We start from the raw sequence: 12463 nt of genomic DNA on the forward strand, positions 1-12463 counted from the left end.
ATGTCTTCGCCGTATTTGGTCGCGGTGTCGCCGGCCTTCAGGTCAGTGAGCGCGACCTTGTGGCCAATCGGAACATCCGCATTAGAGGTTAAGCGGAAAGTCGAGTTGTCATGGGTGATGCAGCACAGCATATCAGTGCCAGCCGTCAGTCCCTCGACAACGACCACACCGACATTGTCGGCTTTTTCGTGGACAAGAAGCTGCGGTATTTCGGACATTTCAGTCTCCTAAGTTTTCGTTCAAGGTTTCAGAATAATCTTCGGGGCCGCAGTGGACCCCGAGCGGATATCGGCGAAAGCGGATGCCCCGTCGGCAAGGGCGCGCGCCTCGGTCCAGTCCAGCGGCCCAAGGCGGCCATCGAAAATGGCGGCCGCAGTGTCGCGGAAGTCCTGCGCGGTGTAGGTATAAGTTCCTGTGAACGTGATTTCCTGAAGCGTCATGCGGCGAATATCAAGACCCGCCGTGCCCCCTCCAAGACCGATATGGAGAATCACGCCGCCTGGGCGGGCGTGGGCCGAGGCCGTTGCGCGCGTGGCATCAAAGCCAACGCCGTCCACAACCATATCAAACGTCTCGTCGCCAAGCTGATCTGACGAAATTATCCTGAAATCAACGGTTTTCTCAAGATAGCAACGGCGCAAAATGTTAGGCTCGCTCAGGGTCACATCCGCCACACCCTGCGCTTTCAGGCTAAGCGCCGCGCCAACGCCGATAGCCCCCCCACCGATGACCAAAGCCGATCCGGCCTCGCCACCAACGATCGCCTTGCCAAGCCGCACCGCGTGCCAGCCGCACGCAATTGGTTCGGCCAATGCGGCTTTCTCAAACGACACACCGGCGGGCACGATCACAAGGTTTGCTTCAGGCATCGCTATGTATTCTGCGAATGCCCCTTCGCGCGGGGGCATCGAAATAATCTGTCGGGTCGCACACAGGTTGTCGCTGCCAGAAACACAGGCAGCGCAGGTGCCACAGGTCACCAGCGGATTGATCGTGACACGCGTGCCGTCAAGACCACCACCAACAACGGTCCCGGCCCCTTCGTGCCCAAGGATCAACGGTGCGGGACGGCGTGGATCATGGCCAAGATAGGCATGCATGTCCGAGCCACAAATCCCGACACTGTCGATCTTGATCAGATGCGTGTCGGACACGACCACAGGATCCGGCACATCGCGGTAATCCAGAGCTTCAGCGCCCGTATAAACCAGTGCCTTCATTTCGCAGTGAACCCCCCGTCGACCATAAGGACCTGGCCCGTCACATAAGCGCAAGCGTCCGAACAAAAGAAAAGCAGCGGCCCGTCCATGTCCTCAACTTCGCCATTGCGCCCGATGCAGGTCTGCGCGGCGTTGCGCGCTGCGCGTTCGGGGTCGCCGAACACGGCAGCGGTCAGTTCGGTGCGGAAAAAGCCGGGGCCAATGGCGTTCGCGGTGATCCCGTCTTTCGACCAGGCTTCGGCCATGGCGCGCGTCAATTGCGCGACGCCGCCCTTGGACGCGCCATAAGACAACCCGCCCGGAAAAGCGCGGTGACTTTGCAACGAGGCGAAATTCACAATCCGACCCCAACCCTTTTCTTTCATAGCCGGCACAAGGCACTGAGACAGAAAGAACGGCACGGCAAGGTTCAAGTGGATCGTAGCGTCCCAGCCTTCGGTCGTGACGTCATCGGCCATTTCGCGGGTATTGATCCCGGCAGCATGTACGACGATATCTGGCGCGCCAAAGGGCTCGGTCGCGCGCCGGGCCAGATCGGCAAGCCCGTCACGGTCGCTAAGGTCCGCTGGCAAAGCCACAAGCGGCCCCGGTGCTTCGTCCTCCAAAGACCGAAGCGCATCGACGCGCCGTGCAAGGGCCACCACACTGGCCCCCGCTTCAGACAAAACAAGAGCCGCACGCCGTCCAAGACCGGAGCTTGCTCCGGTCACCAGGGCCACATGGCCCGTCAGGTCAGGACGGTCGACGGCGTTCATGTCACTCGTCGCTTGCAGTCAGATCGAAGGTTTCATCTGGGAAATACTTGGCAAGACGGATATCAGCGGTCCGCGCATGGCCCTCCATCCCTTCCAGCCGCGAAATCCGCGCCGTTGCGATCGCAACGGGCTTAGCTCCGTCGCGGGTGGCGCGCTGCCACGTTACGATCTTCATGTACTTGTGTACCGAAAGACCGCCTGTGTAAGTCGCCGCACGCGATGTTGGCAGAACATGGTTTGTCCCCGATGCCTTATCGCCAAACGCCACGGTGGTTTCTTCGCCCAGGAACAACGAGCCGTAGCACGTCAGGTTCTCCAACCACCAATCAAGGTCTTGCGCCTGCACCGTCAGGTGCTCGGGCGCGTAGTCATCCGATGTTGCCGCCATCTCCTCGCGGTCGCCGCAAACGATGACTTCAGCGTAATCGCGCCATGCCTTCGCAGCATTATCGCGGTTCAATTCTGGCAAATCGGCGATCAAGATCGGGACAAGACGCATGACCTCTTCGGCCAACGGACGGTCATCCGTAACAAGCCAGACCGGAGAGTTGTAGCCATGCTCGGCCTGCCCCACGAGGTCAGCCGCCACGATCGTCGCATCGGCAGAAGCATCCGCAATGATCAGGCTATCAGTTGGTCCCGCGATCATGTCGATGCCCACGCGTCCGAACAGGATGCGCTTGGCTTCGGCCACAAACTGGTTGCCGGGGCCAACAAGGATATTCGCAGGCGGCAGGCCGAAAAGACCAAAGGTCATCGCAGCCACACCCTGAACACCACCCATTGCAAGGATCTTGTCAGCACCACAGATTTTCGCTGCATAGACAATCGCAGGTGCAACACCGACGCCCGGACGCGGTGGCGAACAGGCCACGATGTGGCTACAGCCCGCGACCTTCGCCGTCGTGACGGTCATGATGGCACTTGCGATGTGGCTGTAACGACCACCCGGCACGTAACAGCCAGCCGCATCTACTGGGATCGTCTTCTGACCCGCGACAAGACCCGGCACGATCTCAACTTCGATATCCTTCAAAGTTGCTTTCTGAGCCTCTGCGAATTTCTTCACGTTGGCATGAGAAAACTCGATGTCACGCTTCAGCTTCTCCGGGACCAAGGCACAAGCGGCCTCTATCTCGGCTTCGGTCAAAAGCACATTACCCTCGTATTTGTCGAACTTCGCCGCGTACTCCAACGCCTTCGCGTCACCGCCTGCTTCGATATCGTTCAGAATGCCTGCGACAAGCTCGTGCACGTTTGAGGCGTCACTTGTCGAAGTGAGGGTTGCTTTCTTAAGATACTCTCTCGCCATCGGAATAGTCCTTATTTATAGATATCGGGAAGGAACGCTGTCGAGATCCATGGAATGTAGGCGATCAGCAGCGTCACAAACAACATGAAGAGAACGAAGGGAATGGCGCGGTAAGCGATCTTCAGAATCGACTCCCCGGTAATCCCCGACACCACGAAAAGGTTCAGCCCCAAAGGCGGTGTGATGAAACCCACACCCAGCGCTGTGATCATCATGATGCAGAACTGGATTTCGTTCATCCCGATGTTGTCGGCCAAAGGCTTCAGGATTGGCGCCAAAATCACGATGTTCGGCGTCGTCTCCATCACACAACCAGCAGCAATCAAAATGCCGACCATCATCAGGATCAAAATCCACGGCTCGTTCGTAAGGTTCGTCGCGGCCCCAACGAAGCCCTGTGGAACACCCATGATCGCCAGCGCCTGTGCCAATGGCAGCGAGAACGCGATGATCGGCAAGATAACACCGTTCACCTTAGCCGAGCTGACCAGCATTGCAGGAAAGTCCGACAACTTGAGCGTCTTAAGGATGAAGCCCATGATGATCGTCACGACCACAGCCGTGGCGCCTGCCTCGGTTGGTGTCAGTCGGCCCGAGAAGATGCCGTAGAAGATGATGCCAGGTACGATAAAAGCGTACCAGCCAGACTTCAGAGCAACACCGAGGCGCGAGAAATACTCTCCCGCTGAAATGTTGCCGCCACCTTCCCAGCCGTTGAGGCGGTTCATGATGATGTTTGTGACAAGGATCGCCACAAGAACCGCGATGCCCGGAATCACTGCCGCCAGGAACAATGTCGAAGCGGATATACCCAGAACCAGACCGATAATGATGTACGCAATCGAGGGTGGGATCAGGATGCCTGTACAGGCACCAGCCGCCACAAGCGCACAAGCATAAGGGCGCGGATAGCCGCTTTCGACCAGACGGTCGATCGTCATGCGACCCACTGCAGCCGCACCGGCCGCGTCAGATCCCGAGATGGCCGCGAACATGCCGCAGACCAGAACCGTGGCAGAACCGAAGCCGCCCTTTGCGAATTGCGTCAGCGCTTCTGCCACGTCGAGAAATTTGCGCGATAGGCCGGTGCGCACCAGCACGTCACCCGTCAGGATGAACAGCGGCACCGCGGTTAAAGCGAAGTGATCGATGCCGTGAAACAGGCTCTCGCCCATAAGCGACAAAGGCAACGCCCCCGACCACATCAGCATCAAAATCGCGGAGGCACCAATCGCTGCCCAGACCGGCACGGCAAGTGCGATCAGACAGACGAAAAGCAGTACAGGGCCATAAAAGTCCCAGCCAAGCTCTATTGTTTGTTCAAGTGTATTCCAAAGCATGTCCCGGCCCCTCAGTCAAAAAGCTTGTCGCCTTCGTAAACCGGGCGACCGGTACGAAAGTCATTTATATCGCGGATGAAAGACTGGATCAGACGTACCATAATCAGCGCAAAGCCGAGGGGAACAGCCGATAGGAACCAGACTTGAGAGATGCGCAAACCATGCGTGACCGAGCCGAATGTCCAAGACACATGGACGGCTTCATACGACCAATACAGCGCAACTATAGCGACCAGCGCCATCACGATGTCCCCGAACATATATAGCAGTGCTTTGATGCGCGGATTTACATATTCCATGATCACATCAATACGTATATGACCACGTTCTTTAACTGCAGCAGCGGCACCGATCCACGCGAGATAGATGAACGAGTAGCGGACGATTTCCTCGCCCCAGATCGACGAATACGAAAACACCTCGCGTCGTGCGACCTCGATAAACATCGTGCCCACGAGCATGACGTAGAATATCAGAAGCGCCCAGCGCTCTAGGTTTTTGTCCAAGGATTTAAGCGTACTTGACATAGAGTCCTCCCGACCGTGTGTGGACGAAGCCACACCGTTCACGTCTCTCGCTTGATTTCAGTGATAGGATTTATCGTAGAGTAAGAGCGGCGTCGCGTCGACGCCGCTCTAATCTTTCTTATGCGTCGTGGACGTAATAGCGGCCCTGCGTGCCTGCAGCTTCTTCGAGCTTCGCAAATGTGTCCATGGACCCGGCCAGCTCAACTTTGAAGCTGTCCCATTCGCTGCGCTGATAGCCACCGGCATCCTTCCATACAGCAAGCTGATCATCGGTGAGCGAGTGGAATTCCACGCCAGCTTTCTGCAGCTCAGCCATTGCATAGGCACGTGCCGAAGGCACTTTGGCAAGGTTCTGGTGCGATGTCATTTCGCCAGCAAACTCTATGCCTTCCTGCACGTCCGCAGGCAGTCCGTTGAACCATTCAAGGTTCATTGAGTAAACTTGGCTATCGGGAACGGCCTGCGTGAAGGTCACGTGGCTGAGAATATCCTTGAAACCAAAGACGAACAGCGCGCCCACGGATGGGTCAAGTGCGTCTGCTACACCCTGCTTGATCGCGGAAGGTGTTTCACCCCATGCAACCGGTGTCGGGTTCGCGCCAACCATGCGGTAATACTGCTGAAGCATCGCCGAACCGGGCACGCGGAACTTAACACCCGACAGATCGCTTGGCGTGATGACCGCGCCATTGCCGCCCTTACGAACAGCAACAACGCGTGGATCGATGTTGATGTAAAACAGCGCCTTAAAGCCCGAAGACTCGATTTTCGGGTCTACTTCTTGCTTCCAAGCATCCGAGTTCACAAGGTTTGTGAAACGCTGATTGGAACCACAGAAATACGGCATGTTGATCAGGTCAACTGTCGATGCAAACGGAGCGAAGTTTGACAGCGAGTGCTGCGCACACTGGATCGTGCCGCCCTGAACTGCCTGAGCAAGTGCGCCACCAGCGCCAAGCTGGCCACCCGGCGCAAGCTTTACGTAGACTTTGCCATTTGTTGCGTTCTGAATGTTCTCTTTGAGATCGAGCTGCATGATTGGATAGCTGCGCGATGCACCCAGAACGTAGGCAGTTGCCAGCGTCATGGTGTGTTCAGCAGCCGCTGCGCGATCGCGCTCTTCGTTTGCGGTTTGTGCAACAGCCGCATCGGACCACAGCATGCCTCCCGCACCAACAACCATGGCGGCCGTAAAGCTGCCCGTGCCTGCGAGTTTCAGAAAGTTACGGCGCGAGGCAGATGCCAGCTCCAGTTTCGTCTTGTCCATAGTTCCCTCCCTTGGGTCTTCTATTGAGTGTTTTCAGTTTTCTTGACTTCTTCCGCTTCCCTTTTCAGGATTGCGACTACGAAAGAGATCGATGCCGCAAACAGCAGGAGCATTTCCGACACGTTTCCGAGAATTGGATTTCCAGCAATCGAGCCAATGGCAACGTTTGCGACAAATATTACGACGAAAATTGCTGAAATAATCAAAGCCATGTCGTTGTCTCCTCCCATGCCGCCATTGGTCAGCGATTCGCAGTAAAATGTAAGCGCTTACATTTTTTAATGCAAGCACTTACATCACTAGGCTACATGTTGAGCTTGATATATAGTCTCTTTGAAAACACAGGTGCCCATGTCACGCGAAAGTCTACCACCAACGCCTGCCTCAAGTGTCCCGACGCTAGCAGATGTCGCGCGAATGGCCAATGTGTCGACCGCCACGGTCTCGCGCTGCTTGAATTCCCCCGATCAGGTTGCGGAACGCACCCGCACCCGCGTTATGGCCGCCGTCAAAGGCCTTGGATATGCACCAAACTTCGGCGCACGCGCGCTGGCCTCCAAGCAAACTAACACCATAGGCGCAGTCATTCCTACAATGGAGAATGCGATCTTTGCGCGTGGCATTCAGGCCTTTCAGGAAGAGCTTGGACGCCACGGATACACACTGCTGGTGGCAAGCTCCTCTTATCAGGAGGCCCTTGAAGAGGAACAAATCCGCACCCTCACAGCGCGCGGCGCGGACGGTCTTCTGCTCATCGGCTTTCACCGTAACGCTCGGGTCTACGAGTTCCTGAAGACCCGCTCGGTACCGGCTCTTGTGGCATGGGCCTATGACGCCGAAAACAACACACCCTCCATCGGGTTCTCCAATAAACACGCCATGGTCGATCTCGCGCGCATTGTCTTCGAGAAAGGGCACCGCCACATCGGCATGATCTCGGCTGACACGACCGCCAACGACCGTGCGCGCGACCGCCTAACAGGCGTGAAGCTTGCCGCTGGCGAGGCCGGTCTTGATGTCGACCGCATGCCGGTTATCGAAACCACCTATTCAATCGAGTGCGGTGTCGAAGCCTTCCGCCAGATCATGGCCTGGACGCCCCGACCCACCGCCGTCTTCTGCGGTAACGACGTTCTCGCAATTGGTGCCCTTCGCGCGGCAAAGGAAATGGGTCTGTCGGTTCCCGGCGATGTATCTATCACCGGTTTTGACGACATCGAACTGGCGTCACTGGCAGAACCCGCTCTCACCACGGTCCACGTTCCTCACCGCGAAATGGGACGACGCGCGGCAGGCATGTTGGTCGACATGGTCACCAAGAAAATCACGCCCAAAAGCGTCGAACTGCAAACCGATATCCGCCTGCGCCGAACACTTGGCCCACCACCGACTTAAAGACGGTCCAAAGTCTCCAGCGCCGTGGCGAAAAAACTCTCGGTGCCGAAATTCCCCGACTTCAGCGTGATCGCCACGTCGTGGCCCCCGCTTTTGGCGAAACACCACGGCACACCGGGCGCAATTTCCGGCCCGACATCCAAACGGCTCACACCCAAGGCCTGTGTGATTGCGCCCGAGGTCTCGCCCCCTGCCGATACAAACCGCCGCCGACCAGCGTCGCGCGCCGCAACCGCTAATGAGCCCAGTGCCGCTTCAACCAATTCGCCCGCACGCCCCCGGCCAAGTTTCTCTTGCACGGCGCGCACCTCGTCCGGGCTGGCCGTTGCATAGATCATTGGTGAGGCGTCCAAAGGCAGCGCCAAAAGCCACGCCTCCGCCGCACCGACACCTGCTTCCGCCAATGCCAACGGGTCCAGCCGATAGGATGGTTTGCTGACTTTAAATGCTGCCACCTGTGCATTGGTCATCGCCGATGCGCTTCCGGACAGCACAATCGCGCCCGGCCCAACGTCGGGCGCGTGAAATGCCTCCGCTGAGCGCGACAGCACCCCGTCCTCAATCAGCAACTCGGGCAAGGCAGTCGCCACCGCACTGCCACCCGTCATCAGCGCCATGTCGCGGCAGGCTTGCGCGATCACTCGCAAATCCGAATCCGCCACTGCGTCGACTACAACGTGGCCCACGCCCTCGCCTGCCAAAGTCGCAAGCCGCGCCCGTAAAGCGTCCACACCCTTCGCAACTGTCAGATAATCCGCAAGCCCCACCTGCCCCGTCACTTGCGGCGCAAGCAACCGCATCAGGTTGGAATCCCGCATTGGCGTCAGTGGATGATCTTTCATCGGGCTTTCCGCCAAAGGCTGCTGCCCGACAAACAGGTTCCCCATATAGATCGAGCGTCCATTTTCGGGAAACGCCGGACAATAGATCGTCTGCTCCGCCCCAAGCCGCGCCATAATCGCTTCTGCCACCGGACCAATGTTGCCTTCGGGCGTGGAATCAAAGGTCGAGCAATACTTCCAGAAGAACCTCTCCGCCCCCGCCGCCTTCAGCCACTCCAAAGCCTTCAACGTCTCGCCAACCGCCTCAACCACAGGAGCCGTGCGCGATTTCAACGCAATCACCTCAAACGGAGCCGTATCCCCCGACGGTGGCACATCCGGCACCCCAATCCGTAAAGAGACTGCTACGCCAGAGCGCGCCAGCAAGCCCGCCAAATCCGTGGCCCCGGTGAAATCATCCGCAATCGCGCCCAGCAAAGTCGCCATATCTTAGTCGTCCCCCGGTAATGTCAGCCCGGCGTTGCGCGCATAAACCTTTGCAACCGCCGCATCGTCTTCGCGCCCGAACCCCGAGCCCGACGCCGCCACAAACTGCTGCAACGCCGCTGCTGTTAACGGCGCACCAAACTTCGCGCCGCGTGCAATGTCCAAAACAATGCCCAAATCCTTTGACCAGATATCCACCGCCGAACGTGGCGTGTAGTCCCCGTCCACGATATGCGGCGCGCGGTTCTCCAACATCCAGCTTGTTCCGGCGCACAGCGGTATCACCTTCACGAAGTCCTCCGGCGAAATGCCTTGCGTCATGCCAAACGTCATGGCCTCAGCCATCGCCGCAATATGCACACCCGCCAAAAGCTGGTTCACCGCCTTCATTGCGGATCCGGCCCCGGCAGCATCGCCCAAACGGAATACAGTCTCGGCGCAAGCCTCAAGCACCGGCGCGGCCGCCTCAAAAGCCTCAGGCGCGCCAGACGCCAGCACCGACAACTTGCCGGCCGCCGCCTTCACCGACCCACCAGATATTGGCGCATCGATATACAGCACGCCCGCCTCAGCGCATTGCGCCTCCATGCGACGCGCGAACTCCGGAGGCACCGTGGCACAAGCCAACACAACCGAACCCGAAGACAAGCCTGCTACCACGCCGCCCTCGCCGAACAACACCGTCTCAGTCTGCGGGGCGTTCAAGACCACGACAACAACCGCGTCCAGCGCACCGGCGATCTGCGCCATCTCTCCGCTGGACCCACCGCTTGCGCGAAACCGCTCGGTGGCCTTTGCATTGACGTCAAACCCATGCACCTCATGGCCCCCCCGCAAAAGCGACGCTGCCATTCCGTATCCCATGGACCCAAGCCCGATCACTGCCATTTTCATCGCGAAACTCCTTAAAAAAAACCTCTGCCAAACGCCTGCCACAACATCCGCAGCGACGTCACAAACAAAAACAGCGCAAAAACACGCTTCAACACGCGCGCATCCAAAGAATGCGCCAACTGTGACCCAATAGGGGCGGTGAAAACACTTGTGGTAAAGATCAAAACCGCTGCGGGTAAGCTGACATAACCCAATGAGTACGGCGGACGTGCGCCCATGTCCCACCCCGCCCAGATGAAACCGAACACGGCAGGCACCGCAATCACAATCCCCAAAGCCGCCGCCGTGCCTATGGCGCGATGCACCGGAAAGGAAAACGCCGACAAGATCGGCACCGACAAAGTCCCCCCGCCAATTCCCATTAAAGCCGAGAGAATACCGATCGCTGTCGGTACAGCGGTCCGCGCAGCAACGCCTTTAGGCAAGTCCTCGGCCAGCACCACCGTGCGCGGTAACGCCAGATTGATCGCAACAAGCAAGGCCACCACGCCGAACAACACGGTCAAAAACGCCCCCGACACAACGCTTGCCAAGACGCCACCGATCAAAGCCCCCACGAACACCGCAGGCGCCCAGGACTTCAACAACTGCGCATCCACGCTGCCTCGCTTGCGGTGCGACCGCGCTGAGGAAATAGACGTCGGAATGATCGTCGCAAGCGACGTGCCAACTGCCATCGGCATGGCCAACTCAGCCGGAAGGCCCAAGAAGCCAGCCAGCAAAAAAAGCACCGGCACAATCACGATCCCGCCGCCAACGCCAAGCAACCCGGCCAAAACGCCTGAGATCGCGCCCGTCGCCAATAGGCCCAGTGCGAAAACGATCAGAAACTGCGCTGAATAGATGTCACTCACGACGCCTCCGGCACGTGCGTCAACGACACGGTCTGTCCGCTGACCGCCGCCGTCTTGATCGCCTCGACCACGCGCAGGCTCTCCAATCCTTCGCGACCGCTGACCAAAGGCGCGTGCCCATCGCGGATCACGCCAATGAAATTTTGCAACTGTCGCAACAAAGGTTCCGCCGCTTCAAACGGAACCGTCTCGGCGGCAATCGGCTCCCACCAACTGCGCTTATCCGTATGCTGCCAAAGCACCATATCGGGCACCGACAAGGCCCCGTGCGTGCCGCCGATCTTGTAGCAACTGGTAGTGATATGCGGGTAAACAGGGTTCTCGCCGCTTGTGAATTCCCAACTCCACGGGGCCGAAATGGTGTCGGAGACGCTGACCGTCGCCAAAGCACCGCTGGCAAAGCGTAAAAGGACCGCCATCGAGTCTTCAACGTCAAAGCCACGCACAGCGCGCGCTTCCATCGCTTGCACATTTACAACATTCCCGCAGAAATGCCGCAACAGATCAATGTCATGGATCAGGTTGATAAATACAGGCCCCGCCCCCGTCGCGCGCCGCCACTCAGGCGCAAAATAATCGTCCGGCTTGTAAAGCCAGAACTCAGCCGTCACCGACACGATCTCGCCCACACGCCCTTCGTCCAGAACCGCCTTCGCCGCCGCAACAAGCGGATTATGCCGCCGATGATGTCCGACCAAAATCTCCACACCGCGCGTCTCGGCTTCATCAACCAAAGCCGCCGCAGTGGCCGCATCATTCGCAATCGGCTTTTCAATCAGCACTGGAATGCCTGCGCGAATACACGCAAGCGCTTGTTCAACATGAAGCTGGTTGGGCGTCGCCAAGATGATCCCATCCGGGCGATGCGCCGCAACGTATTGCTCAAGGTCAGCAAACCAAACCGCGCCATGCGCGTCGGCCAGGTCCTTCGCCCTGGAGTCCGGGTCCACAATTCCCGCAAGCCGCGCACCACGCGCCACAACATCCACATGTGTCCGCCCGATCAGACCGGCTCCTACGACCGCAATCGCTGGTAATTCTGCCATGTGCCCCCCATTCGCCCCACGCGCGTTCCGTATCACTCTGCCCTCGCCTTCCGTCAAGTCACGCGCGGCGCCGCATCGCACGAGAAACTAGGGCTGTTGACGTTCATCTTGTCTGAATGATTGCCGCCGCGATTGAAACGAAGTCGCGGCGGGTTCCCTAAGTCGTCGTTCACGGCAATCGAAAAGCTGTGTCGCGGCCCGCTAACGAAACCCGTCTTCGCCATCTTTGTGCAGCCGTGGCCCTCGCGCCACGATCTTCTCAGGCGCCGCATTGACCCTCACATTCGGGGCGGCGTGAATATCGCCCGTCGCGCGTTGCGGATTATGCGCCCAATGCACTGCATTGGTCAGAACCTTGCGGACATTCGCGTCATAGTAAGTCGGATAGGTCTCGTGTCCGGGGCGGAAGTAGAACACGTTCCCTGCCCCGCGCCGATACGTCAGACCGGATCGAAAGACCTCTCCGCCCTGAAACCAGCTGATGAACACGGTTTCCAACGCCTCGGGCACACCAAAGGGCTCACCATACATCTCTTCCCGCTCAAGCACAAAACTTGGCGGCAAACCGCGCGCAATCGGATGCCC

Annotated in this window: 14 protein-coding genes; 1 reads left to right on the forward strand and 13 read right to left on the reverse strand. The window is 58.5% G+C overall.

Annotation, left to right across the window (positions count from 1 at the left end):
- From Q1B15_RS01915 to Q1B15_RS01950, 8 genes are all read right to left on the reverse strand, one after another.
- A partial coding sequence (locus Q1B15_RS01915) for a flagellar biosynthesis protein FlgA (RefSeq protein ID WP_299749313.1) occupies positions 1-218 on the reverse strand: 218 nt, incomplete at its 3' end.
- Between the two features lie 21 nt (positions 219-239).
- Entirely contained in the window at positions 240-1220 is a 981-nt protein-coding gene (locus Q1B15_RS01920) for an alcohol dehydrogenase catalytic domain-containing protein (protein ID WP_299749316.1), read from the reverse strand.
- Positions 1217-1975, reverse strand: coding sequence for an SDR family oxidoreductase (locus Q1B15_RS01925; RefSeq protein ID WP_299749318.1), 759 nt, complete (start codon positions 1973-1975; stop codon positions 1217-1219). The genes Q1B15_RS01920 and Q1B15_RS01925 overlap by 4 nt, the downstream gene beginning before the upstream one ends.
- Before the next feature lies 1 nt (position 1976).
- A complete protein-coding gene (gene hisD, locus Q1B15_RS01930) occupies positions 1977-3287 on the reverse strand; it encodes a histidinol dehydrogenase (protein WP_299749321.1) in 1311 nt (436 codons plus the stop codon).
- Between the two features lie 11 nt (positions 3288-3298).
- Positions 3299-4627 (reverse strand): TRAP transporter large permease, encoded by a 1329-nt coding sequence (locus tag Q1B15_RS01935; RefSeq protein ID WP_299749324.1) that lies wholly within the window; start codon positions 4625-4627, stop codon positions 3299-3301.
- Positions 4628-4638: 11 nt separating this feature from the next.
- Positions 4639-5154, reverse strand: a complete 516-nt coding sequence (locus tag Q1B15_RS01940) for a TRAP transporter small permease (RefSeq protein ID WP_299749327.1) — start codon at positions 5152-5154, stop codon at positions 4639-4641.
- 118 nt (positions 5155-5272) lie between these two features.
- A complete protein-coding gene (locus Q1B15_RS01945) occupies positions 5273-6421 on the reverse strand; it encodes a TRAP transporter substrate-binding protein (protein ID WP_299749330.1) in 1149 nt (382 codons plus the stop codon).
- 20 nt (positions 6422-6441) lie between these two features.
- A complete protein-coding gene (locus tag Q1B15_RS01950) occupies positions 6442-6633 on the reverse strand; it encodes a hypothetical protein (protein WP_299749334.1) in 192 nt (63 codons plus the stop codon).
- Between the two features lie 139 nt (positions 6634-6772).
- Between Q1B15_RS01950 and Q1B15_RS01955 the strand changes: the two genes are divergently transcribed.
- Positions 6773-7816 (forward strand): LacI family DNA-binding transcriptional regulator, encoded by a 1044-nt coding sequence (locus tag Q1B15_RS01955; protein WP_299749337.1) that lies wholly within the window; start codon positions 6773-6775, stop codon positions 7814-7816.
- Here the strand turns inward: Q1B15_RS01955 and otnK are convergent.
- The 5 genes from otnK to Q1B15_RS01980 form a co-directional block, all read right to left on the reverse strand.
- Complete coding sequence (gene otnK, locus Q1B15_RS01960; RefSeq protein WP_299749340.1) at positions 7813-9084, reverse strand: 3-oxo-tetronate kinase; 1272 nt, start codon at positions 9082-9084, stop codon at positions 7813-7815. The genes Q1B15_RS01955 and otnK overlap by 4 nt on opposite strands.
- Before the next feature lie 3 nt (positions 9085-9087).
- On the reverse strand, positions 9088-9978 hold the full coding sequence (ltnD, locus tag Q1B15_RS01965; RefSeq protein WP_299749343.1) for an L-threonate dehydrogenase: 891 nt from the start codon (positions 9976-9978) through the stop codon (positions 9088-9090).
- Positions 9979-9989: 11 nt separating this feature from the next.
- Positions 9990-10832, reverse strand: a complete 843-nt coding sequence (locus Q1B15_RS01970) for a sulfite exporter TauE/SafE family protein (protein ID WP_299749345.1) — start codon at positions 10830-10832, stop codon at positions 9990-9992.
- Positions 10829-11878, reverse strand: a complete 1050-nt coding sequence (locus Q1B15_RS01975) for a Gfo/Idh/MocA family oxidoreductase (RefSeq protein ID WP_299749349.1) — start codon at positions 11876-11878, stop codon at positions 10829-10831. Before Q1B15_RS01975 ends, Q1B15_RS01970 begins: the two co-directional genes overlap by 4 nt.
- 201 nt (positions 11879-12079) lie before the next feature.
- Positions 12080-12463, reverse strand: a 384-nt coding sequence (locus tag Q1B15_RS01980) for a ThuA domain-containing protein (RefSeq protein WP_299749352.1), incomplete at its 5' end; no start/stop codon positions are given.

Source organism: uncultured Boseongicola sp. (assembly GCF_937988555.1).
Lineage (GTDB): Bacteria > Pseudomonadota > Alphaproteobacteria > Rhodobacterales > Rhodobacteraceae > Boseongicola.